We start from the raw sequence: 24,460 nt of genomic DNA, 5'->3' as shown, positions 1-24,460 counted from the left end.
ATGGTAGGGTTGGGAGTTGAGGCTCATGATAGTTTTTTATGAAGTTGTTAAATGAAAAGTTGAAAAATTCTTTACTTTTTCCGAACAAAATAGTTTACTAGAAAAGCAACCTTTAAATTTGTGAGGTATTACATATGAAAAAAATGAAAAAGTATATCGGGCAATTCCATCCGATTGTATGGATTTTATTAATTGGAACTGTTTTGACAAGAGGCTCCGCCTTTATGACGCTGCCATTCCTATCAATCTATTTATCAAGGCATATGGATCTTTCACCAATCATTATCGGCTTAACCGTCGGGATGAGTCCGTTAATGGGGACGGTGGGGGGATTTATAGGAGGCCATTTATCCGATCGGTTTGGTAGAAAACCGATTATGCTTACAGCGTTGTTTACATTAGCATTTGTTTATTATGGGTTTACCATTGCAAATGGGCAGGGCTGGTTTATCCTGTTAAATGCAATAAACGGTTTATGCACATCATTTTTTGAACCGACTTCACAGGCTTTGATGGCTGATTTAACCGATAAGGAAAAGCGGATGAAGGTTTATTCTTTGCGCTATACGGCGATAAATATTGGTGCTTCCGTTGGACCGCTGCTAGGGGCCTATTTGGCTAATTCATCAGCAAAGCTATCCTTCGCCATCACCGGTTCAACCTATTTACTTTATGGAATTGTCTTGTATATGTTAATGAAAAAACTAGTGATTTCTAAAGAAGAAACAAATAAGAAAGTCGTTTCCTTTATTGCTGCTTTTTCGATTATAAAATTGGATAAGGCACTACGGTATCTTATCATTGGGAGTATATTAATTAATATCGGCTATGTGCAAATGGACTCCAATTTGCCCCAAGTATTAGAAGGAACACTCGAGAATGGTGTAGCTGTTTTTTCGGTGTTGCTGACAATCAATGCCGTAATGGTTGTATTCCTGCAGCTGCCGATTAGTCATCTCGCCGGAAGATTCAGCTTGTTACAGGCAATGGCAGCGGGTTCGGTCTTTACTGCCGCCGGCCTCATCGGATTTAGCTTTATCAACGGCTGGGTAATTGCGATTCTGGCAATGATACTATTAACGATTGGCGAAATATTAATTTTCCCTTCCAACAGCATGATGATGGACGAGCTTGCCCCGGAACATATGCGTGGAACTTATTTTGGAGCAGGACAGTTCCGGAAAATAGGGAACTTTCTTGGTCCGATCATGGGTGGGTACCTCCTAAGTCATTTCCAAGGGCAAATTATGTTTTGGGTAATCGCTATTTTGTCGCTGGGAAGTATTATTTTCTTCATAGCAGGAAACAAAACGTACTTAAGTACTAGAGTCAATCGGACGGAAAAAACGGTATAAATAATTAATTAAACAAATACCCCATATATGATACCCCTATAAAATTAGATACGGTTACGTATAAATGTAACTGAGAATAATAGATAGGAGCCTTCAAGAACATGCAAACAATAAAAAAACTTGAGTCTGAAGAGATGAATAGCGATAATCAATTTATCATGATTGTCCAAAAGGTTAAAAACAATATGGTTGAGCAATGGAATCGAGTAGTCAATTCCTATAAAGAATCGTGGCAACGAAATTTTCAATTGTTCCAAAAAGTAGACGGAATTTCTTTGTGGAAAATTAATTTTCAATTAAATAGGCTAGCTGTCAAAGGAATCTCCAAAGAAGTGTTAGAAAAGGGGAAGATTATCCTTTCTTTGCCTTCAAAACAAATGAGCGGAGCGACATCTGATTTTCAAAAGGCCTATATTGAAAGAACTATTGATGAATTAGAAGGCTTTGAGAATCTTCGACTCAGTCAATTTTACAATTATAAACCAGTCTATGTTGAAAAAAAGGGATTTGCTGAAGTTTCACGATGGATTGAAATTGAGATAACGGAACTATAAAAAATTAATTTCAACTTGGATAGAAAATAGCCTCTGGACTTGAAATCCAGAGGCTATTTTCTATCCTTTATTTTAAAATCTCTTCGATTCTCGATAATGTTTCTTCTGTTAATTTCACGCCGGAAGCTTTTACGTTTTGTTCCACCTGCTCTGGACGACTTGCACCTACAAGGGCACTTGCGACATTTTCCTGTCTTAATATCCAGGCAAGGGCAAGGTTAGCAAGAGAAAGGTCGTTGTCTGCGGCAACTCCCTTTAACAGTTCCACTTTATCTAGATTGTCATCTGTTAATAAACCGAAAAGGCTGCTGTATTTTTCCTGTGATGCTCGGCTACCTTCAGGTGCCTTGCCCCCTTTTTGGTACTTTCCTGTTAAGACACCCTGCGCAAGTGGCGACCAAACAACCTGCCCAATTCCATGCTTATCGCTGACTGGAAGGACTTCTTTTTCAATATAACGCTCAAGCATGCTGTATTGCGGCTGATTGACAACGATTCGGTCGAGAAGCTTTTTATCAGCAAGATGGACTGCTTCGGAAATTTGTTCAGCTGTCCATTCACTTACACCAACATAAAGTATTTTACCTTGACGGACAAGATCATCAAGAGCTCGCAATGTTTCCTCAAGTGGTGTTTCAGGGTCGAAACGATGGCAATAATAAATGTCCACATAGTCCGTGTTAAGACGTTTTAAGCTTGCATGGCATTGTTCGATGACATGTTTTCTTGAAAGACCACGATCATTCGGCCCATCACCCATCGGCCAAAATACCTTAGTTGCAAGAACGAAAGAATCGCGTGTATATTTCTTTAATGCCTTACCAACAACAATCTCTGCTTCGCCACGCATGTAAATATTAGCCGTATCGAAAAAATTAACCCCTAGGTCAAATGCCTTGTCAATGGACGCTGTGGCATTTTGTTCCTCTACATAACCACCGTATGTAAGCCAGCTGCCCAAACTTATTTCACTTACCTTTAAACCTGTTTTTCCTAAGCGGCGATATTCCATGGTTATTCCCCCTAACAAAATTTCGTTACTCAAAATAAAAGTACTACATTGAGTACCAAAATGTCTACTATTTAGTGATTTTTCTGATAAAATGAAGATGAGATATAATTGTAAAAGAATGGTAAGTGCGCCATAGTTTGTACTTCTTATGTAGTTATTCGAATAGGATAAATTATCTGTTTGAAAAGGGGTTCTTGATATGTGGTTTTGGATTACTATTTGCGCAATAATTTTTGGATTATTCCTTATAATGGAGGAATTAATTTATTATTTATGGAACCAATATGTGTACGGACCTAATGTTGAGAGGCAATTAAAACGAAAGGAAAGAGTTAAGCGGCTGTTAGCCTTATTAAAAAAGAGACCTCCTGCAAAATTCAATGATAAGAATCAAAAAGAAAGCTCGCTTTAAGCGAGCTTTTTCTGTAAAAACTAGATACCCACGGCAAATGAAAAACTGACCCAAAAGTCGTCATTCAACGACCTTCAGGGTCAGCCGCTTTTTTAGTTTTCAAATTGGGAATTTCCCTGCTTTACACGAACCTGCTTTATGGGCAGAATTACTTCAACAGATGTCCCGTGATTTTTCTCACTTTTAAACCGAATCGTCCCTTTGTGTGATTGAACAATCTTAAAGCTGACCGTTAACCCTAAACCAGTTCCTTTTTCTTTAGAAGAATAAAACGGCTCGCCAATTTTCTCTAATCTTTCCTTTGATATTCCGCAGCCATTGTCTTTAACCGTTATGCGAATGTGTCCATTTTTTAGCGGTTCTAGAACTATCGAAACAGTACCGCCATTTATCGATGCTTCGATGGCATTTTTAATGACATTGATCAGTAATTGCTTGATTTGATTTGACTCGCATTCAATCATCAGGTTTTCTTCAGGTAAAATGGACTCAATTTGTACGTTATATAAACTGGCCTCTGTGTTTAATAGCGAGATGACATCGATTAATAGTTTTTGAATCTCCACTCTGGTATATTTCAGATGCTGCGGCTTGGCTAACAACAACAGTTCACCTACAATGTGATTGATACGGTTTAATTCATCTAACATAATTTGATAGTAAAATTGATGCTTTTGATCTTCCATTTGCAGAAGCTGAACAAAACCCTTTAACGAAGTAAGGGGATTACGGATTTCATGAGCCACACTTGCAGATAACTCCCCAACGACGGACAGCTTTTCCGTTCTTCTAAGTTGCTCCTCCGTTTTCCTTAAAGTAGTTACATCTCTTCCGTAACCAATTATTCCAGTAGTCTTTCCATTAATAACCATTTGAACTGTTGTACATTGTAAGGTAATGGTTTCACCGGTAGCATGTGGTAATTTAATTTCAATCATTTGCGGCTTAATTTCTTCAACAGCAGAGGAAAATAATTTCTTCAGGTATAATTTATATTTTCGCGGTAATAAGGTTCTTATATTTCTCCCAATTGTTTCTTCCCGCTTGTAGCCAGTAATGACATCAAATTGTGGGTTCAGGTTGGTAATCTTTCCGTTCAAATCCATCATATAAACGATATCGGGACTGTATTCAAATAATGATTTATATTGCTGTTGACTTTCAATTAATTGTTGAGCCATTTTCTTTTTTTCTGTGATATCGCGGCCGATTATCACTAATCCCTGCCTGCTGCCATCCGGGTTAAACAGTGGAACCTTGATGGTGTCAAATATTTTCGAAGATCCATCAGGAACGGGAAGGACTTCTTCAATACGGGTAAATTCTCTATTTTTCCATGTTTCCTCATCTGATATTTCACAGTACCTTAGGGCATCGGCATAAAATTTTGTATATGCGGCTAACTCCGAGTCTTTTTTCCCACGATATTCAACATTTTCCAGTTGGAATAATTGTAAGCCATAGTCATTTGCCTCAATCCATCGGCTATCGCCATCTTTAAAATTTACGAAATCCACCATCGAATTGATTAATGTGGACAGTCGTTTTTGATCTTTCTTAGATTCATGTAACTCTTCTGTCTTATTAAGGAAAAAATAAATAAATCCGCCAGTAATAAGGATATAAAGAACTTCTTTACCCCTTTCTATTAGTTCAACAAGGGGAGAATGGACAAATTGATGAATGAAATAATTTGAGCCGAATATCCAAATAAAACTAGAGATAAAGTAAATGAAAACTACCTTTTTTTTATCCATGAATATCTCCAATCCCTCCAAGGAAGCTGTATCCAAGGACGATAGAAAATCTTTTCTTCTATTGATTAATAGTACTAAATAATGAGGGAATTTGGAATATTTCCATGGTGGAAAAATATGAATAATCTCTTTGGTTCGTATAGGGAAATTTTCTTAGTGTGATTCAACTAGGAAGTCTTTTCCCAAGAATGAGCAAATCTCTTTCAACACCATCAAGTTCCGCCACTTTCGGAAGGTGTGCCCATGTTTCAAAACCGAAGCCTGAGAAAAGTTTGATGCTTGGTTCATTATGGGCAAAAATAAAACCGAGCAAGGTTTTGATTTGCAGCTCCGGGCAGGCTTCAATTGCTTTTTGAATCAGGAATTTCCCAAGCTTCCTACCACGGAAATCAGGGTGAATATAGATACTGATTTCGGCAGTGGCGTTGTATGCTGGCCTTCCATAAAAGGATTGAAAGCTTACCCATGCGCAAACCTCCCCTTGGCTCTCAACAATCCATAATGGCCGGAATTTCGGAGAATGCTCGTTAAACCACTGTACACGACTATCAACCGTTATTGGCTCGAGGTCAGCAGTCACCATTCTGCTGGAAATGGTTGTATTATAAATGTCAATAATCACGGATAAATCAGTAAGCTTGGCATTCCTAATCGTAAAAGTCTCAAACATTTTGACCACTCCTTTTAACACTACGTCTAATTTAATAGATTAAATGTTAAACTTCAGTTGAATAAAAATCAATATTAAATTATATAGAAGAAAAAACCTTCTCGATTGACGAATGTAGAGGTGTAGTACGTAAAAACACAGCTTTTAATCTAAGGAGTAATTGCTAACGTAGTTTTTCTTAGAGCTTCTATGTTATGGATATCCATTATGATTAGATGAAGAAAAACCTTTTCCTAGTACACAGTACCGAGAAAAGGTTTTTCTGCTTTTGGGAGTATGGCTGGGATACTCCGTCTGTTTCGTTTCATTTCATTGCCAGAGCTATTACATGCGGTTTGCTTTGGCAACGCTCCTTAGGATGATTGTGGCTTGCGTCATTTGAGTTTGCCCGTTCACCTGAGACTTAGCATGTTTCGGTCTCGTCGTAGTGTGGTAAAAAAGCTCTGAGTGTGGATCTAAACGATCTTTATAACCCATTCAAAATCACCTCATCATAGGATACTTTGAAACGATGATATTCAAAAGGAATATCATATTTATTATTTGTAAAATGACGAAAAAATAGTCACGATATAAAAAAAAACGATGTTTAAAAAATGCCTTTCATATAAATAAACCTTGTGTTTTCAGAAATTTCGAAATAAAATATAAGTAACATACCAACCGGTAAGTACGTTATCGAGCTAGTGGCGGCTCTGCTATTATCTTTTGGGTTTTTCACTATCTACTTTGGGAGGAATAGAAATGGCTGGAAGATTTGCGGGAAGAGTGGCATTTGTCACCGGTGGAAGCAGGGGCATTGGCAAAGGGATTGTCGAGCTTTTTGCACAAGAAGGAGCAAAGGTAGCCGTCATTGATTTAAATGAAGCGGCGTTAAGTGAGACAACAAGTGAATTTAAGGAAAAAGGATATGAAGTTTATTCAAAGGTGGCCAACGTCGTTGATGCCAAGCAAGTGGATGATGCCGTTAAGGAGACATACGAGGCGTTTGGGTCGATTGATATCCTTGTCAATAATGCAGGGGTTATTCGCGATAATCTATTGTTTAAAATGACGGATTCAGATTGGCAGACAGTCATGGATGTGCATTTAAAGGGTTCGTTTAATGCAGCTCGTGCTGCACAAAAATATATGGTCCAACAAAAATATGGCCGTATCATCAATATATCTTCTACTTCCGCACTCGGTAATCGCGGCCAGGCCAATTACGCTGCTGCTAAGGCAGGTCTCCAGGGATTCACAAAAACACTTGCTATAGAACTTGGCAGGTATGGCATAACGGCCAACTCTGTCGCACCTGGATTTATTGAAACAGAAATGACAAAGGAAACAGCGGCCAGAATTGGTATTCCATTTGAGGAGTTAATTCAAGCAAGTGTAGCCGCTATCCCTGCCGGCCGCAGTGGAAAGCCGGCTGATATTGCCAATGCTGTGGCATTTTTTGCCGACGAGAAATCATCCTTCGTTAATGGTCAGGTCATTTATGTTGCTGGCGGACCAAAAAATTAATTTAGTGGTGAGGTGAAGTTGAATTGTTTAAAGATCAAATTGGCAAGTTGTCAAACAAGGTGAAAAATGTTGTTGAGAGAGGTGCGGTAAAGAAATTTGCAGAGGCCATTGGTGACCTCCATCCAATTTATTTTGATGAGGATACAGGAAGACTATCAAGGCATAAAAACAATATTGCCCCGCCCACCTTCCCGAGGGTATTTGATTATGGTGTGATTCCAGACCTCAACCTCCCAAGTAAAGGATTGATCCACGGCGAACAAACGTTTTACTACGTTAGGCCACTAGTGGTTGAAGAAGAAATTTACTGTTATTTCAAGGTGAAAAATTATTTTGAGAAAAAAGGGAACTTTGGTGAAATGGGGTTCATGATACTTGAAAATTACGGGGAGGACTTGGGAGGAAAAACAATCTTTAGCTCAACCTCGACTATTGTCATATCTGAAGCGGTGAGGAAGGTGATCACTAGGTGAGTATGGTTGCGGAATTACAGGTTGGCAATGTGCTAAAGGAAATGCAGCTTGAGCCTGTCTCAAGGCTGGACTTGATTAAGTATGCCGGTGCTTCTGGGGACTTTAATCCGATTCATACCATTGATGAAGAGGCAAAAAAAGCGGGCTTACCAGGAATCATTGCCCACGGGATGTGGACAATGGGAAATCTAGCCAAGCTTTTTACCGAATACTATGAAGAAGGTTTCATTCAGGATTATTCGATCCGTTTTAAAGGGATGGTATTTTTACATGATGTAATTACTCTTAAAGCTATCTTAAAAGAAAAACAGGAAAATAAGCTTCGCTTTAACGTCCAGGCAATTAACCAGGAGGGAAATGAAGTGTTAAAGGGTGAGGTATTGTATCACCAATATTAGAATATACTTTTATAATTATTGTTGACCCGGCACCAATTAGGAATCCCTTTTTGAGGCAGGGTTTATTTCTATCTGGGAGGCAGCTAGTAACCGAGGGGGATTGATAGTGAAGGAAATTGTCATATTAAGATTATTTACATACCAACTAGTTAGTATGTTGAAAGGGTGGTAAAAGATGAATTTCAGTTATTCCGAAAAGGTAAAAGAGTTACAGAAAAAACTGACAGAATTTATGGAAGAATTCATTTATCCAAATGAAAAGGTTTATCTAGAGCAAATTGATAAAAAAGAACCTTTTTCAAAGATTCCCCCGATTATGGAAGGACTAAAAGATAAAGCAAAGCAGGCAGGATTATGGAATTTATTTTTACCTGAAAGCGAATATGGCGCTGGTTTAACCAATAGCGAATATGCACCGCTTTGTGAAATCATGGGAAGGTCAGCTATTGCACCAGAAGTATTCAATTGTGCCGCCCCTGACACAGGAAATATGGAAGTTCTTGTCCGTTATGGAACTGAAGAGCAAAAGGAAAAATGGCTTAAGCCTTTATTAGATGGTGAGATCCGTTCTTGTTTTTCGATGACTGAACCCGATGTAGCCTCATCGGATGCAACTAATATTCAGGCTAGTATTGTCCGCGATGGTGACGAATACATCATCAACGGAACGAAGTGGTGGTCATCAGGTGCAGGAGATCCTCGTTGTAAAATCGCAATTATGATGGGCAAAAATGATCCCGATGCCCCTACGTATGAACAGCAGTCAATGATTCTTGTTCCCTTAGATGCACCAGGGGTAACAATTAAGAGGATACTGCCTGTTTTTGGCTATGATCATGCGCCACATGGCCATGCCGAGATTGAGTATAACAATGTTCGGGTACCGGCGTCTAATATGTTATGGGGCGAAGGTAAAGGCTTTGCAATTGCTCAAGGGCGGCTTGGACCGGGAAGAATTCATCATTGTATGAGATCAATTGGTGCAGCGGAACGAGCACTAGAGGACTTATGTAAACGCGTTCAAAGTCGGACAGCTTTTAGAAAAAAACTCTCCGAGCAGGGTGTGATACAGGAATGGATTGCCGATTCGAGAATTGAAATCGAACAGGCTAGATTGCTTACGCTAAAAGCAGCATACATGATGGATACTGTTGGCAACAAAGAGGCGAAAGCGGAAATTGCGATGATTAAAGTCGTTGCTCCTAATATGGCATTAAAGGTGCTTGACCGGGCTATCCAAGCCTTTGGTGCTGCTGGGGTAAGCGATGATTTCCCATTAGCAGCCAGCTGGGCGAATATCCGAACACTAAGGTTTGCGGACGGTCCAGACGAGGTACACCGGAGAGCGGTTGCGAGATACGAATTGAAAAAATACCGCTGATGTTCGTTTGGGGGGACATTTACGATGCATGTCAAGAAGCTGTTTGATTTATCAGGGAGAGTGGCGATTGTAACAGACGGAGGCAGAGGGCTTGGGCGGCAAATTGCCGAAGGTTTAGCTGAAGCAGCTGCGAATGTGGTGGTCTGTTCAAGAAACCTAGAGGCCTGTGAAAAAAAGAGTGTTTTTTGTTTTAATTAAATAGACTGCACGGTCGATTTTGTGGTTGGAATCAAAAATAATAACGATAACTAATAAAAGGAGACGATTTATGAAAATTACATTTAAAAAATTAACCGAATGTACAATCCAGGATGTAATAATGGCCTGGAATAAAGGATTTGAAGGCTATTTTGTACAAATGGAAATGACGCCCGAACTCTTTTTCAATCGTTTGGTAAATGAAGGTTTATCGTTGACTCATTCCTTTGTTGCTTTTGACCAGGAGGAGCCCGTGGCCATCGTTCTAAATGGATTTCGAGTAATTAAAGGAAAAAAAACCGCTTGGAATGGCGGGACAGGGATTGCAGTTGATTATCGTGGAAAAGGGGTTTCTAGATTGATCATGGAAGAGGCCCTTAAGATTTATTCAGAAGAGGGCAGTGAAGTGGCAACCCTTGAAGCAATAAAGGAAAATGAGCGAGCCATCCGTTTGTACGAGAGGTTCGGTTATCAGATAACTGATTCTCTTGTTTATTTAAGTGGGTTCCCGGAAGTGAAAGAAATATCTATACTAACCCAGTCTATTCGCCCAGAACAGCTCCCATCGTTCTCTTTTTATAACGAAAATGTTTCATGGCAATGTCAGTGGCAGAGTGTCAAGTCTGGTGAAGCGCAAGTCTATCTTGATAAGGATCGGAATCCCCTTGGCTACTCTTTGTTTAAACGAGTTTGGAATCAGGAAGGGCAATTGGAGAAGGTATTTTTATTTCAATTCGAACTTTTTGGTGAAGTAACGGAAGAAAGCATTCAGGCTGTTTTCGCTGCAATATCTGAAGGAGAAAGGAATCCTGTTTGTTTTATCACGATAAACGCATCCCTTTCAAATCCAGTTATCCAATACTTACTGGATCATGGGTTTAAGAAAACAACTGAGCAAGTTCAAATGGTGAAAAACATTTAAAGAAAAGCCAGCTCCGAAAATGGAAGCTGGCTTTTTCTGAATCAAAAACTATCAAAAAAGTTCAAAAAGAATCATTTAGAATTTTCGTAATATAATAATATTAACACGCCGATTTTCCTGTTTATGTTCCACTGTATCATTTGGAAAGAGAGGTTGGAATTCTCCATATCCAACAAATTGCAGCCGATTTTTGGCAATATTTTTTGATTCAAAATAATGAAGAACACTAACTGCTCTTGCTGAAGAAAGTTCCCAATTTGATGCGAATTCGGCAGTTTTGATCGGGACACTATCTGTATGACCCTCGATACTAACTGGATTTGACACAGTATTAATTAGCCCCACAAAAGCATCCAACATTTTTAAGGAATTTTCCTTCAATCTTGCTTTTCCAGTATCAAAAAGTATAACATCCTTTAACGAAATCTCGACACCGCGTTTCGTATCCTGAAGTGAAATTACCGTTTCTAAATGATTGTCAACAATGTACTTATTTAATTGTTCCATTAAATTGTTGAGTTCTATTTCTTCCTTACTTAGTCCAGGATCAGGTTCTTGAACTGGGGTTTGCTTTGCTGGCTCCTTCGCTGGTGGTGTCATTGTGAGCCCAGCTTCTTTACTATCAATTTTTGTACCAGTCAGTTCCGATTTGAAGGCTTCCATAATAGAGTGGTACTTCGCTTTATCGATATTACTAGAAGCAAATAAAACAATAAACAAGGCTAATAAAAGTGTTAAAATGTCAGCATATGGAATCAACCAAGATTCACTAATATGCTCTTCATGATCTTCTTCAAATCTATCACGCCGTTTTTTCATGTAGGTCTTCCTCTATTTTATTCTCATACTTTTTGCGTTCGTTTGGAGAAATATAAACCGTTAATTTCTTCTCTAAAGAACTTGGTGAAATCCCTTGATAGATGGCCAACAAACCGTCTATCGTCAAAAGCTTTAATTCTTGTTCTTTTTTAGAAAGACGTTTTAGCTTATTAGCTAATGGGTGCCACAGGACATAGCCTGAAAAAATACCTAACAAGGTTGCAATAAAAGCAGCTGAAATCGAATGTCCTATTTTATCCACATTAGTAATATTTCCAAGTGAAGCTACTAGTCCAATTACCGCTCCAAGTACGCCAAGTGTTGGGGCATAAGTTCCAGCTTGGGTAAAAATTAGTGCACCTGTTTTGTGGCGCATGTCAATGGCTGCGACCTCATCTAATAAGACCTCTTCAATGAACCCAACATCATAACCGTCAATTATTAGTTCGAGTCCTTTTTTAAAGAATGGGTCATTTGTATTTGTGGAAATTTCCTCGAGCGCAAGAATTCCTTCTTTTTTGGCAATTTCCGCACATGATACTAAATTTGAAATTTGCTCTGCCTTAGAAGGAAGTTTTGGTTCAAACAGGGCGATTTTGATCAATTTAGGAAAATGTTTGAGTTCACTAAATGGGAAAGCAACCAAGATTGAAGCCGCTGTTCCTCCGAAAATAACTAAGTATGCCGCTGGATTATTTAATGCTGATAGTGAAGCTCCTTTCAAAACCATTCCGAATCCGACTGCTACTAGTGCTAACAAAATTCCAATAATACTAGACATCATTTTCTCCTTTTAGTGTATTTTATATAATTTAATAATCTTATTGTACGTCACAAGGCAAAATTCGACAATAATGTTTTTATTTTGTTTGATTCCTTATTTACGGAAGGAACTTATTCCATTGACTAAAATCGATTGTGTCAACTTTTTGCAAATCGGGCAATACATAAAAAAAATGGCCGATTCTTAAAGTAGGAAAGGTGTTTGCTGATAAAAGACAGTTCCGTATCTAATTTAACAAAAAACTACATATGGATAATTTAGACGTATAATTTTCATTTGACGCGAATCTATTTATCCAGTAATTTTATACTAACAAAGGAGAACTTTAAGCATAAAAATAAGACCTCTATATATATTGGTTGACAGAGGAAGTAAAAGGTGATGAATATGCAAGATAACGGACTGGTAAAATTAAGCCAAATCATTTATGACTATTGTGGACTGCGATACGCCGATCGGCTTCCCACTCTAAAAGAAAAAGTTTCAAAACGGGTGTTGGAACTTGGCCTCTCGCACTGGGAATATTGTCAATACTTGAAAATGTCACCCGGAGAATGGGATGTAATTGTCGAGTTATTAACAATTAATGAAACATATTTCTATCGGGAAGAGAACCAATTAACTGAGTGTTGTTCTTATGTATTGTCACTTATTAAAAGAAAAAATAAAAATCGCCCTATACGAATATGGAGTGCAGCCTGTTCTAGTGGAGAGGAACCCTATTCCTTGGCCATGTTAATTCAGGAAACGGGGCAATTTCTGCCTGGATCGATAGAAATTATTGCAACGGATATTAACAAAAAGGTTCTTCAAAAAGCTGAAATGGGATGGTACCATCATGGGTCGTTTGCATTTCGAAGGACACCTGAAAATCTATTGAAGAAATATTTCACAGATGAAGACGGGGGACACCAAATCAAACCATCCATTCAAAAAATGGTACAATTTCAGTATTTAAATCTCCTTGAACAAGATAAAATATTTCAACTTGGTGAGGTTGATATTATTTTTTGTAGAAATGTTTTGATCTATTTTGATCACGATACAACCAAACGGGTTATCCGAAGTTTACATCAAAATTTAGCAGATGGAGGGTACTTGTTTCTTGGCCACGCTGAATCCATTACGGATATGACCTTGGGGTTTAAAAAAGTGGACTCCGATAAGACTTTTTATTACCGAAAGGAATTTGATCAAAATGAGACAGTACAGTGTATTAGTGGTTGATGACTCTGCCTTTATGAGAAGGGCTATTAGCCATATGCTGGAAGAGGACCCGCAATTTTATGTAATTGGCATTGCAAGGAACGGGGTCGAAGCTGTAGAAAAGGTACAACGATTAAAGCCAGATCTTGTTACCATGGATGTAGAGATGCCGAAAATGAATGGCTTGAAAGCATTGGAGCAAATTATGCAAACTTCCCCAGTTTCAGTGGTTATGTTAAGCTCTCGAACCGGAGAAGGAGCGAAGGAAACTCTACATGCTCTTGAACTTGGAGCAGTTGATTTCTTTTTAAAAGAAAATCTTATTCGGGATCAGAGTGGCGTAGATCATACGAATGAATTTTTACAGCGATTAAAGGGTATTGTGGAAGCCAAACTTCCGCGTGTAGCCGTTTCTTCGGTTCACCCGCAACGAAAACACGTAAGAAAAATGAATCGCCAGAATACCGATCTCATTTTCATCGGTTGTTCCACTGGAGGGCCTTCTGCCTTACAAACAATTCTCCCTTGTTTTCCAGCGGATTTACCGATTCCCATTGTCGTTGCCCAACATATGCCACCGGGTTTTACTAAACCTTTGGCTGAGAGGTTTAATAGCTTGTGTCAACTGAATGTTAAAGAAGCAGAAAATGGACAAGTCGTCCAGGAAGGGACAATTTATATAGCCCCATCTGGTTATCAAACCAGGTTTGATAAAAAAAACGATGGCACTGTGATTTTCAAAGTGGATAACGATGTAGGTGTGGAAGCTTTATACAAGCCTTCCATTGACATAACGCTTAAATCAGCAGCGCCTATTTTCACTGATCGACTATTATCTGTGATCTTAACGGGTATGGGTGTTGACGGGATGCAAGGATGTGGATTAGTGAAAAAATATCATGGAAATGTGTTTGTGGAGGCAGAGGATTCCTGTATTGTGTATGGAATGCCCAAAGCGGTTTTAGAAGCAGGATATGCAGATGGTCAATATGTGCTTTCACAAATGTATCAAGAAATTATGTCCTTTATTTAATCATTAGGGGAGCGAGTTTATAAGGATACAGCTTCAATAATCAATTTCTTTCACAAACACTATTTTATAAAAATACTTGCAGTGATAAAAAAATATCAAAAACTATCAAACAAAAATTTACTAGATAATTACTATTGTGTTAAAATGATACTATTAGTATTAAAATTACCAACACCATAAACATAATAAATAATAACTTCTTTTGACAGTAAAATAATCAAAAATTATTTGTAAGAAAAGTGAATAAAAATTTGGTAGCCTCTAAAAAACTCATGACGTAACCGGGTCTATGAGTTATAATGTAAGGTAATCGTGATGATTTATCTAAATGAAAGGAGGAAAGCTGTTTGGATGTTGCCCAAATTCAAATCAAAATAACTCAAACAAATCGATTAGATGAAGGAAAACCAAAGTCAACTTCACAAACTGAAGATTCAGTGAACTCTTTCGATCAGATATTAGCTATGTTTAATTTTGGGGGTAATTCACCAAAATCAGACTCGCTTACAGGACTATCTTCTGTGCAAAACGGTTCAGTTAAGGAGAAAGGCGATCAAATTGATTCGACAAATATCAATAAAGAAGATTGGCTGCAATTAGACGCCATTTTGACATCGTTGCTTGCAGTAATCCAGCAAGTACAAGTACCAAATGTACAAGCAAACGAGTCACTTCCACCGGGTGATTCCACTATGTTAAGTCCTCAGCAATTGATCACTGCCGATGTTAGGAGTTCATTTGCCCAGTGGTTCCCAGAGGAAGAAGGATTCAATCAAACAACAACTATTAACACTAGTCAACTAATCCAGGGATTAGCACAGCTAATGTCTGAATTAAGTTCACTAGAAAAGCAAAAATCGTTGGAAATCCCTAGTAATATAAAGGATAAACTCCAAATGATTTTGGATGAAATAAAAACTGAGAATAACATTGATGGAACAACACTACATAACGTCCAATTACAAAAAAATGAGTTGTTTTCAGGTGAAAAAAAACAAGATCCTGGTATTGTAAAACCATGGTTGAGCTTGGATAAAAATAAAGTGATGCTTTCATTCGGACCCAACCCTGGAACAAGTATACAAGAGAGCAGTAATTTGGTCCGAGATCCATTATCTAAACAGGTGGAAGACCTAACAAGATTTAATGGGCTGACGATAATGGGGAATCATCAGTTGCAAGCACCTGAGGATTCAATTGTGCCTAAGACTGTATCTCCCTCCCCACTTCTTCAAGTTTCAGAATTTGCTCCAGAAGTGAGTGAATGGATCAGTCGTAACATGAGGATTACTAACGGTCAGCCAGGAAGTACTGAAGTTAAATTCTCATTGTTTCCTGAACATTTAGGCCATATTGAGATAAAAATTTCTTCCCAACAGGGACTTGTTTCGGCACAAATTTTGACGGACACTTTAATGGCGAAAGAAGCTTTAGAAGGTCAACTTCAGCAGCTCAGACAGTCTTTATTGCAACAAGGTGTAGTAGTTCAAAAACTTGATATCGTACAGCAAACACCAGTATCCAATGACTTGAATCATGCAAACCTTTCCTTTTCTCAAGGTGGATCCAGTTCATCCCAAGAACAACGAACCTTTAATTCCAAACAGGATGAATCAAAAATACAAATGGATGATGATCAAACGGAAATTGAGAAAGAGACGTTAGCGATCACATACGGGGGAGCAGCCCCAAAGACTGCTTCAAGTATCGATTTCACGGCATAGGAAGGAGTCAAGGTTAATGAGCAATTTTGTGGACATAACCAATGTTCCTAATAGCAATTCAACATTTAATAATGTCAAACCTTTTGAGCAAAAAAGTATCCTAGGAAAAGATGATTTTCTACGGATTCTTGTAACACAGCTAGCAAATCAAGATCCTTCTAGCCCACTTCAGGATAAAGATTTTATTGCACAAATGGCAACTTTTAGTTCCTTGGAACAAATGACGAATTTAAATACTGCTTTTGGGAAATTTGCTAAGAGCCAAATCAATCAGTATACGGCTGCGATTGGTAAAGAGATAAGTTGGACACCAGCAGGAGCAAAATCCCCAGTAACCGGTGTGGTAAATGGAGTATCTTCTCAAGATGGAAACTATTTTTACTTGGTCGGGAATGAAAAAGTTCCAATTAGTCAGGTGACTGAAATTAAGGAAGTCAAACCTGAATCAAAATAATTTTATTAAAAATAAGAGAATAGGGAGGAAAATAATATGTTAAAGTCACTTTACTCTGGGATTTCGGGAATGAAAGGGTTTCAAACTAAACTTGATGTAATTGGAAATAATGTTGCCAATGTCAATACGGTAGGATTTAAAAAAGGCCGTGTCATATTTCAAGATATCATCAATCAAAATATCGCAGGTGCTACCGCACCAACTAATCAAAGTGGTGGGGTTAATCCAAAACAAATTGGTCTTGGATCAAAAATAGCATCTATCGATACGATTCATACAGCAGGAAGCCCGATGACAACTAATGTTGGAACAGATTTAGCAATTGATAGAGAAAATACATTTTTTGTTGTTACCCCAGATAATCCAAATGATAAAAATGGTGCGAGCTATTTAACAAAAGCAGGTAATTTCACAAGGGATGCGAATGGGAATCTAGTCAACTCTAATGGGTATTTTGTTTCAGGGGTTTATGGGACTGCGAGTCCAAAGGATAAAGTAGCAATTAATATTACAGATTATACTGCCCCTGATCCGGCTGATCCTACTAAAACTATAACATTAAAATTTACATCCTATTCGATCGACGAAAATGGTTATATTAATGTGAATGATGAAGCAGGACATAGTGGGAAATTAGCATTTGATGGAACGAAATATTATTTAAACTCGGACACAACACAACCAGATAATGACATCTCTTTAGCAACTGCTGTTGTTTCCAACCCAGGTGGCTTAAAAAAGGTCGGTAATACAATGTTTGAGGTAACTGGAAATGCTGAAGCAGGTGGAAAAGTGACAATTGATCGTATTCAGAACAATAGTGGCGGTACAATCATATCCGGTATTTTAGAAATGTCAAACGTCGATTTAACAGAAGAATTTACTGAGATGATAGTTGCGCAACGTGGCTTCCAAGCAAATGCTAGAACAATAACCACTTCGGATTCGATTTTGGAAGAAGTTGTGAATTTAAAACGATAGAATTTGTATAGGTTGGAGATAATTATTGTTTAAAAATATACAAAAAAAACGATTCAATAACTCAGGGAAGAGTTAGGGGGATGCCCTTTGGCGGAAATATTATCGCAACAAGAAATCGATGCCCTCTTATCAGCCTTAAATAATGGCGAATTGCAAGCATCCGATGTAACAGAGGAGAAAGAAAAAGTAAAAGTATATGATTTCAAACGAGCGATGCGGTATTCCAAGGAGCAACTACGTAGCATTACGAGAATACATGAGAATTTTACCCGATTGCTGACATCCTATCTTTCAGCTCAACTAAGAACGTTCGTTCAAATTGAAATCGATCTCGTAGATCAAGTGAACTACCAAGAATTTATCGCGTCCATCCCCTCGCGTACGATTTTGAACGTCTTTGAAGTGAAACCGATGGATGAAAAAATGGTTATGGAAATTAATCCTCAAGTGGCCTACGCAATCTTAGAACGTTTGCTAGGAGGGCAAGGGGATCCGTCTACTCGAAACGGAACATTAACAGAAATCGAAACGGTGCTCATGCAAAAGATTTTTACTCGTGCGTTTGATATGTATCAAGAAGTATGGAAAAATATCGAAAATATTAAAGTAAAATGGGAAGCGATTGAATCCAATCCGCAATTTATTCAAATCGCCTCCCCAAATGAAACGGTAATTATCATTGCTCTCCGTACTACAATCGGAGAAGTTACAGGTCGGATGACGCTATGTTTACCGCATTTAATCGTGGAACCAGTGCTGCCAAAATTATCTACGCATCAATGGCTTTCTTCCATGTCTAAAACTAACGTTCCTCAACAGGATAAATTAAAGCAAAACCTAGAACCGGTGCCTGTTCCATTGATTGCTGAAATAGGGAAAGCAACCTTACAGGTTTCAGATTTATTCAACCTCCAAATTGGAGATGTGATAGGAATTGAAACAGGGAAACTACAAGTCAAAGTAGGTCGCTTGACAAGATTTTTGGGCAACCCCGGCATTCAAAAAGGGCATTACGCTGTCCAAATTGATCAAGTAATCCAAACGGAAGGAGATGGTCTATAAGATGGGCGATGGTTTATTATCTCAAGAAGAGATCAATGCACTGTTCAATCAAACAGATACAAAACGAGCTATATCTATCGATGATTTTTTGAGTTCCATGGAGAAAGATGCATTAGGAGAAATTGGTAATATTTCTTTAGGAAGTTCTACTACGGCTCTCTCCACTCTTTTAAATCAAAGGGTAGAAATTACTACCCCTACAATGTCCGTTATTGAGCGGGATCGAATGGAAGAGGGAATAGAGCAAAAGAATGTGGCCGTGCACGTGGATTATACGGAAGGTATCCGCGGAAAAAATCTGTTAATGATTAAAGAAGATGATGCGAAAATCATTGCTGATTTGATGATGGGCGGTGATGGTACTGGGGTGGACCTTGAACTTACGGAATTGCATCTAAGTGCCGTTCAAGAAGCTATGAATCAGATGATGGGGTCAGCAGCTACATCTATGTCGACTTTGTTTAAACAAAAAGTGGATATTTCGCCACCGTCTATTGATGTACTCGGTTTTCCACCAAAAAAATTAGAACACTTGGAGGATGACATTATTATCGAGGTTTCCTTCAGTTTAAAGGTTGGCAACCTCATAGATTCCAATATGATACAGTTAATTCCTCTATCATTCGGTAAGGAAATGATCAATAAAATTCTTTTTCAGGAAGGTTCAGTCGTGAAAAATTCGGTTTTGGAGGAAGCAGTAGTTGCTCCCAATCAGGAAGCGGATACCACAACCGCACCCACTTCGAGGTTCGATGGAAGGTCGGTTCCACAAAAACCAACACAGAATTCGGCAAATGCTACAGTACAAAAAGTCGAATATGCGAGTTTCTCAGAGACACCAGTTGCCAGTGGAACCAGTTCTGGTGTAGGCAATATCGACATGTTATTTGATATTCCATTGGGAATTACGGTGGAGTTAGGGCGTACGGAAATGCAAATCCGCAAAATCCTTGAATTGGGGCCGGGAGCTGTAATTCAATTGGATAAATTGGCAGGAGAACCTGTTGATATACTTGCTAACCACAAGTTAATAGCCAAAGGGGAAGTGGTCGTGATCGAGGAAAACTTTGGTGTACGTATCACAGACATTATTAGCCCTATCGATCGTCTAACCAAAATGACCAAGTAAATATCAACAATGAATATTGGAGGAGCAAATATGTCAAGGGTATTAATCGTTGATGATGCAGCTTTTATGCGCATGATGTTAAAAGATATTTTAAACAAGAATGGACTGGAAGTTGTTGGAGAAGCAGTGAATGGTGCAGATGCTATAGAAAAATATCGTGAACTACAGCCCGATGTAGTGACGATGGACATAACGATGCCTGAAATGGATGGAATTACGTCTGTTAAGGAGATAATAGCAATTTATCCACAAGCTAAGATTATTATGTGTTCGGCTATGGGACAACAACCGATGGTATTAGAGGCGATTCAATCGGGTGCGAAAGATTTTATTGTGAAACCTTTCCAAGCAGATCGGGTAATTGACTCGATCACTAAAGTGTTAGGAATTTAGATTTACCCTCGAATTCTTTGCTTAACATTATTAAGTAAAAAACACAAAAAGGGGGGAGACATTTGGGTACACCACAATTGACTAATTGTCCAAAATGCGGGAAGCTCTTCCTACGCATAAGAAATATTTGTGACGTCTGTTATAAAAAACAAGAAGATGATTTTTTGAAGGCTGCCGCTTACTTGCGGGATCATACTGGAATCACGCTTCAAGAATTAAGCGAAGCAACTGATGTCTCGGTTACTCAAATCCGTCAATTTATTTGGGCAGGTCGAATCCTGGTGGATAACTTCCCTAACCTATCATATCCTTGCGAATCGTGTAGAAATATGATTCAAAAAGGGAGAAAATGCTCAAGCTGTATGGATACTCTTAATAGGTTAGCTAATCAAGTTGGGATTAAAGAAGAAAATGAAAAAAGAGATCCAAGCCAGGAACGTGATGGTATAGCTGGTGGTTATATATCTCATTATTTAAAAGAAAAAAGCGAGAAGTGATCGTGTCAGGTCACCCTCGCTTTTTCTATTGATTCAGAATTATTCAGACAAAAACTATTTTTGATAGAAAAGAAACGCCTCTCAAACCACCTAACATATTCAAAAAAATTCAAATATGAAACAAAAAATCAAAAACGAATCAAAAAGAACTGTTTAAAATGTAAAAAATTATGCTAATATGAGGTGAATATATTTTTTTCATACATAATTTTTTTGGCTTTTTAAACAATCTACTTGCTTATTCCACTTGGGGAAATCCTTGGCAACGAAGAGGGGAATGATAATTTTTAAATCCAATCAGTTTTTTTATAGGAAGGATGAAACTTCTCACTAATAATGATATTAAATTATTTGAAGCTGAAATAGGAGAGGGAAAATATGTTGAGAAATGTGTCAATGAATGTGAAACAATGGGGTAGTTATATCATTGTTATATTATTTTTTGTGGTTGTAACCGATGTTTCTTACAATAATGTAAACCATCTAAGAGATCAAACTCAAAATATAGGAAAAAAAGATGTGCCGAAGATTGTATTAGTAGGAACCTTAAAAGAAGAGTTTACACGTATTCGTTTAAATACAACCAAGCAAGCATTGGAGCACAACTCAGTAGATAAAACAAAAATGGAAAATTTAGTAAATGAAGACATTGCAAATGTAAGAAAGAATATAAAGGCATTGGATCTACTTAACCAATCTGAACAAGATCAAAAATTATTATCAGACTTTAACAAAAACTTTGAAGAATATGTTGGTGTTCTTCCATCATTCTTCGAAAAATCTAGAAGGAACAATTATGATTCAATACATACACAAATAGAGTTAATGACACCTCTTGCAGAAAAAACAGTCACTTCGCTTGATAATCTCTATATGGGTGCCCAAAAAAATGCCAAGGCGACCCTCAAAGATTCCGATGAAGATTCAAATAGGTTTAATTATGAAATATTAATTCTCTCAGTTATCGCTTCTCTCTTTAGCGTCTTTATTGCCTTCTTTATGACTAGACTCATTAGAAGTGCTGTCAATAGGGTAGTAAAAAATGTTGAAATTACCACGAATTCTGTTACAGAAATTAATAATTCGATTAATAAAACCACCACCAGTTCACATGAATTAGATGCATCTATGAATAATGCAAACGGTTCTGTTAGTGAACTTGTTGCCTCTATACAACAGGTTGCAGGGACCACCAATTTAACGGCAAATGGAGTAGATGAAATCTCTGCAGCGATTGAACAAATGAGTTCAACTATTAATTTAGTGGCAGAAAGTGCAAGTCATTTAGATAATTCTGCTGAAGAAACATCAGCTGCAATACAAGAAATGATGGCTTCTATCGAACAAGTGGCTGGTAATTCAGGTAATGTGGGCGCTAGTGTGGAACAAATCACCTTAGCAATTGAATTAATGAGCAAGTCCATCAATGGGGTTAGCAAAAATGCGATTAATTTGTGCCAAACTGCTGAACAATCTTCCGAAACGGTAGAGGAAATGGTTGTTTCAATTAAGAAAGTTGCTGACAGTGCACAAATCGTTAACCAACTTAGCAACACTGTTATGAATGATGCTCATGAAGGAACAATTTCTTTGAATGAAACATTAAATGGAATGAAAGAAATTTCTCAGGTTATTAACCAAACAAGTGATGTGATGGGAAACCTAGAAAAAAGTTCTAAAGAAATCGGCAGCATTATCGAAGTCATCGATGATATCGCCGATCAAACCAATCTATTGGCCCTAAATGCCGCAATTGAAGCAGCACGTGCGGGAGATCAAGGAAAAGGATTTGCGGTAGTTGCAGAAGAAGTACGAAAACTAGCTGAACGATCTGCTATGGCAACCAATCAAATTGCTCTCCTAATTAAAGGAATTCAAAATGAGACGGCGATTGCCCTCAACTCTATCAAAGATGGTGCTCATAAGGTTACCATTGGGAATCAATTGGCGGAAAAAACGAATCAAGCAATCATGAAAATTTCTGCTGGTATCGCCCAAGTTACAGAGGAAATGAATCAAATTGCCAATGCAACGGAAGAACAAACGAAGAATAGCGAATTTATCATAAAAGTGGTAGAGAATGTGACGGAGCAAGCAACAGAAATGAGATATTCTACAAATGAACAATCGATAACGGCTGAAGAAATCGTAGTTGGCATAACCAACACAAAAAAACAGGTTCAACAAATTAGCATGGCAACGGCCGAACAAGCAAAAGGCAGTCATGCGATCGTTAATGCAGTAGAAAATGTCACAAACCAATCCAGTTCTGTAACAAACGCCACAAAGGAACAGGCCCTTACTGCCGAAGAAATCGTCCGCAATATTAGTAGTATTAAAGAAATGGTCCAACAAATGATGATTGCCACGAATGACCAAGCAAGATATGGTCAAGAAATCGCGTTAGAGGTTGGAAATGTTAAGAAACAAACAGAAGAATTAAATGCTAGCATAGAAACGCAAACTAAAGAAGTGGACGAAGTGGTACATGCAATCAATGATGTAAATTCCCAAATAATAAAACTAAAATAATTCATTTCAAGGATAAACGCTTTCGCAAAAATTGTGGAGGCGTTTTATGCTTTTACCCCTTAAAAAGGTATTCTTAATAAAATATTTTTTGATTGATAAAAAATCTTATATCAAAATCATTGTTGATCTTGCGGAAAATATTCAAAAGTAAAAACTATCAAAAAAATTTGGATAAAAAGTCAAAAATTATGCTAAGATGAGGTATATATCGAGAAATTGCAAAAAGTAAAATTATTCTGAACGGGGGAGAGCGTAAATAATGTTTCGTAAAAAGTCATGGAAGGTATTAAGTAAAGCATCAAGTAAGGCATTTAGTAGAGTAATGAATAGGTTGTCTATGAATGTGAAACAATGGGGTAGTTATATCACCATCCTATTATTTTTAGGATCTATAACTTTTGTTTCTTACAATAATATTAACCATTTAAATAATCAAATGCTTTATTTAGGAAATACACAAGTACCTAAAATTGAAATAATAGGAAATTTAAAACAAGAGGTGACTAATGTTCGTTTATATGCAGCTAAGCACGCATTTGAACAAAATGAAGGAGATAAAGCAAAGTTAGAGAAATTTATTAATGGTGACATCGAAAAAGTAAGAAAAAACATAGATGGGATAGAGAAACTAAATCTTGATGCAGAAAATAAAAAAAATTTAACAGCGTTCCGTAAAAACTTTGAAAAATTGGTTTCCTATATCCCTTCTTTCTATGAACAGTCTAGAAGAAATGATTATGATTCAGCAAAATCACAGATGGCTATATTGGCAAACTATGAAGGGAACACCATCGTTTCGTTGAATCAATTGGCTATAAGTATTCAAAAAGATAATAAGGATATTCTTACAGAATCTGCAAAACAAGCGACTAGCTCGACAAAACAGATCATTGTCTTTTCCATTGTGGCCATGATGTTTAGCATAGGTATTTCATTTTTTATGACTAAACTCATTCGTCGCGCCGTTTTTAGAGTTGTTAATAATGTTGATACCACCACTAAATCGGTTACTGAAATTAAAAGGTCAATTGATAAAACCGCTATTAGTGCACATGAATTGGATGCCTCTATGAACAAAGCAAACGATTCGGTAAGTGAACTCGTTGCCTCGATTCAACAGGTAGCAGGGACCACTAATGTAACCGCTTCCGGTGTGGATGAAATCTCAGCTGCAGTGGAACAAATGAGTGCTTCTATTAATTTGG

The 24,460-nt window shown here is 37.8% G+C and carries 25 protein-coding genes and 1 pseudogene; 20 read left to right on the top strand and 6 right to left on the bottom strand.

Going from position 1 to position 24,460, the window contains the following annotated elements; genetic code table 11:
* The first annotated feature begins 134 nt into the window (after window positions 1-134).
* Both RTR43_RS23800 and RTR43_RS23795 read left to right on the top strand, forming a co-directional pair.
* Window positions 135-1,355, top strand: coding sequence for an MDR family MFS transporter (locus RTR43_RS23800; protein WP_312476145.1), 1,221 nt, complete (start codon window positions 135-137; stop codon window positions 1,353-1,355).
* 101 nt (window positions 1,356-1,456) lie between these two features.
* Window positions 1,457-1,909, top strand: a complete 453-nt coding sequence (locus RTR43_RS23795) for a hypothetical protein (RefSeq protein WP_312476142.1) — start codon at window positions 1,457-1,459, stop codon at window positions 1,907-1,909.
* Window positions 1,910-1,976: 67 nt separating this feature from the next.
* Here RTR43_RS23795 and RTR43_RS23790 read toward each other — a convergent pair whose 3' ends face one another.
* On the bottom strand, window positions 1,977-2,921 hold the full coding sequence (locus RTR43_RS23790) for an aldo/keto reductase family protein (RefSeq protein WP_312476139.1): 945 nt from the start codon (window positions 2,919-2,921) through the stop codon (window positions 1,977-1,979).
* Between the two features lie 199 nt (window positions 2,922-3,120).
* On the opposite strand from RTR43_RS23790, the gene RTR43_RS23785 reads away from it, so the two are divergent.
* Window positions 3,121-3,333, top strand: a complete 213-nt coding sequence (locus RTR43_RS23785) for a hypothetical protein (RefSeq protein WP_312476137.1) — start codon at window positions 3,121-3,123, stop codon at window positions 3,331-3,333.
* 92 nt (window positions 3,334-3,425) lie between these two features.
* Here the strand turns inward: RTR43_RS23785 and RTR43_RS23780 are convergent, their stop codons facing one another.
* The 3 genes from RTR43_RS23780 to RTR43_RS23770 all read right to left on the bottom strand — a co-directional run bounded on the left by RTR43_RS23780 (window position 3,426) and on the right by RTR43_RS23770 (window position 6,237).
* Window positions 3,426-5,090, bottom strand: a complete 1,665-nt coding sequence (locus RTR43_RS23780; protein ID WP_312476134.1) for a PAS domain S-box protein — start codon at window positions 5,088-5,090, stop codon at window positions 3,426-3,428.
* 163 nt (window positions 5,091-5,253) lie between these two features.
* Complete coding sequence (locus RTR43_RS23775) at window positions 5,254-5,760, bottom strand: GNAT family N-acetyltransferase (protein WP_312476131.1); 507 nt, start codon at window positions 5,758-5,760, stop codon at window positions 5,254-5,256.
* A 324-nt stretch (window positions 5,761-6,084) separates the two neighbouring features.
* Complete coding sequence (locus RTR43_RS23770; RefSeq protein WP_248733308.1) at window positions 6,085-6,237, bottom strand: YpzG family protein; 153 nt, start codon at window positions 6,235-6,237, stop codon at window positions 6,085-6,087.
* 267 nt (window positions 6,238-6,504) lie between these two features.
* On the opposite strand from RTR43_RS23770, the gene fabG reads away from it, so the two are divergent.
* The 6 genes and pseudogenes from fabG to RTR43_RS23740 all read left to right on the top strand — a co-directional run bounded on the left by fabG (window position 6,505) and on the right by RTR43_RS23740 (window position 10,641).
* Window positions 6,505-7,269 (top strand): 3-oxoacyl-ACP reductase FabG, encoded by a 765-nt coding sequence (gene fabG / locus RTR43_RS23765; RefSeq protein ID WP_312476129.1) that lies wholly within the window; start codon window positions 6,505-6,507, stop codon window positions 7,267-7,269.
* 23 nt (window positions 7,270-7,292) lie between these two features.
* On the top strand, window positions 7,293-7,742 hold the full coding sequence (locus RTR43_RS23760; protein ID WP_312476127.1) for a MaoC family dehydratase N-terminal domain-containing protein: 450 nt from the start codon (window positions 7,293-7,295) through the stop codon (window positions 7,740-7,742).
* A gap of 2 nt (window positions 7,743-7,744) precedes the next feature.
* Complete coding sequence (locus tag RTR43_RS23755; RefSeq protein ID WP_396954619.1) at window positions 7,745-8,140, top strand: MaoC/PaaZ C-terminal domain-containing protein; 396 nt, start codon at window positions 7,745-7,747, stop codon at window positions 8,138-8,140.
* A gap of 175 nt (window positions 8,141-8,315) precedes the next feature.
* Window positions 8,316-9,521 (top strand): acyl-CoA dehydrogenase, encoded by a 1,206-nt coding sequence (locus RTR43_RS23750; RefSeq protein ID WP_312476122.1) that lies wholly within the window; start codon window positions 8,316-8,318, stop codon window positions 9,519-9,521.
* Window positions 9,522-9,545: 24 nt separating this feature from the next.
* Window positions 9,546-9,695, top strand: a pseudogene (locus tag RTR43_RS23745) (SDR family NAD(P)-dependent oxidoreductase); the annotation flags it as partial.
* Between the two features lie 94 nt (window positions 9,696-9,789).
* Window positions 9,790-10,641, top strand: a complete 852-nt coding sequence (locus tag RTR43_RS23740; protein WP_312476119.1) for a GNAT family N-acetyltransferase — start codon at window positions 9,790-9,792, stop codon at window positions 10,639-10,641.
* Between the two features lie 75 nt (window positions 10,642-10,716).
* Here the strand turns inward: RTR43_RS23740 and RTR43_RS23735 are convergent, their stop codons facing one another.
* Window positions 10,717-11,460 carry a flagellar motor protein MotB gene (locus tag RTR43_RS23735; RefSeq protein WP_312476116.1) on the bottom strand — a complete coding sequence of 248 codons (744 nt, stop codon included), beginning with the start codon at window positions 11,458-11,460 and terminating at the stop codon, window positions 10,717-10,719.
* Window positions 11,444-12,241: a flagellar motor stator protein MotA gene (gene motA, locus RTR43_RS23730; RefSeq protein ID WP_396954618.1), complete on the bottom strand. Its 798-nt coding sequence runs from the start codon at window positions 12,239-12,241 to the stop codon at window positions 11,444-11,446. Before motA ends, RTR43_RS23735 begins: the two co-directional genes overlap by 17 nt.
* Window positions 12,242-12,625: 384 nt before the next feature.
* Between motA and RTR43_RS23725 the strand changes: the two genes are divergently transcribed.
* The 11 genes from RTR43_RS23725 to RTR43_RS23675 all read left to right on the top strand — a co-directional run.
* Window positions 12,626-13,471, top strand: a complete 846-nt coding sequence (locus RTR43_RS23725; RefSeq protein ID WP_312476110.1) for a CheR family methyltransferase — start codon at window positions 12,626-12,628, stop codon at window positions 13,469-13,471.
* On the top strand, window positions 13,443-14,483 hold the full coding sequence (locus tag RTR43_RS23720) for a protein-glutamate methylesterase/protein-glutamine glutaminase (RefSeq protein ID WP_312476108.1): 1,041 nt from the start codon (window positions 13,443-13,445) through the stop codon (window positions 14,481-14,483). Before RTR43_RS23725 ends, RTR43_RS23720 begins: the two co-directional genes overlap by 29 nt.
* Window positions 14,484-14,830: 347 nt before the next feature.
* Complete coding sequence (locus RTR43_RS23715) at window positions 14,831-16,207, top strand: flagellar hook-length control protein FliK (RefSeq protein ID WP_312476104.1); 1,377 nt, start codon at window positions 14,831-14,833, stop codon at window positions 16,205-16,207.
* A gap of 16 nt (window positions 16,208-16,223) precedes the next feature.
* The gene (flgD, locus tag RTR43_RS23710) at window positions 16,224-16,661 is read left to right on the top strand and encodes a flagellar hook assembly protein FlgD (RefSeq protein WP_312476101.1); all 438 of its coding nucleotides are present in this window, start codon (window positions 16,224-16,226) and stop codon (window positions 16,659-16,661) included.
* A 36-nt stretch (window positions 16,662-16,697) separates the two neighbouring features.
* Window positions 16,698-17,642 (top strand): flagellar hook-basal body complex protein, encoded by a 945-nt coding sequence (locus RTR43_RS23705; RefSeq protein ID WP_312476098.1) that lies wholly within the window; start codon window positions 16,698-16,700, stop codon window positions 17,640-17,642.
* An 87-nt stretch (window positions 17,643-17,729) separates the two neighbouring features.
* Window positions 17,730-18,704: a flagellar motor switch protein FliM gene (gene fliM, locus RTR43_RS23700; protein ID WP_312476096.1), complete on the top strand. Its 975-nt coding sequence runs from the start codon at window positions 17,730-17,732 to the stop codon at window positions 18,702-18,704.
* Between the two features lies 1 nt (window position 18,705).
* Window positions 18,706-19,833 carry a flagellar motor switch phosphatase FliY gene (fliY, locus tag RTR43_RS23695; RefSeq protein WP_312476092.1) on the top strand — a complete coding sequence of 376 codons (1,128 nt, stop codon included), beginning with the start codon at window positions 18,706-18,708 and terminating at the stop codon, window positions 19,831-19,833.
* 30 nt (window positions 19,834-19,863) lie between these two features.
* A complete protein-coding gene (locus RTR43_RS23690) occupies window positions 19,864-20,226 on the top strand; it encodes a response regulator (RefSeq protein ID WP_248733295.1) in 363 nt (120 codons plus the stop codon).
* Window positions 20,227-20,288: 62 nt separating this feature from the next.
* Window positions 20,289-20,723: a flagellar protein gene (locus RTR43_RS23685; RefSeq protein ID WP_312476088.1), complete on the top strand. Its 435-nt coding sequence runs from the start codon at window positions 20,289-20,291 to the stop codon at window positions 20,721-20,723.
* A gap of 378 nt (window positions 20,724-21,101) precedes the next feature.
* Window positions 21,102-23,255, top strand: a complete 2,154-nt coding sequence (locus RTR43_RS23680) for a methyl-accepting chemotaxis protein (protein WP_312476085.1) — start codon at window positions 21,102-21,104, stop codon at window positions 23,253-23,255.
* A gap of 259 nt (window positions 23,256-23,514) precedes the next feature.
* A partial coding sequence (locus tag RTR43_RS23675; protein WP_312476081.1) for an MCP four helix bundle domain-containing protein occupies window positions 23,515-24,460 on the top strand: 946 nt, incomplete at its 3' end.

Origin of the sequence: Neobacillus sp. (genome assembly GCF_031988165.1) — a bacterium.
Taxonomy (GTDB): Bacteria; Bacillota; Bacilli; order Bacillales; family Cytobacillaceae; genus Neobacillus; species Neobacillus rhizosphaerae.
Note: the sequence above shows the minus strand (reverse complement) of the source record. Positions and strands in the feature narration are given on the sequence as shown.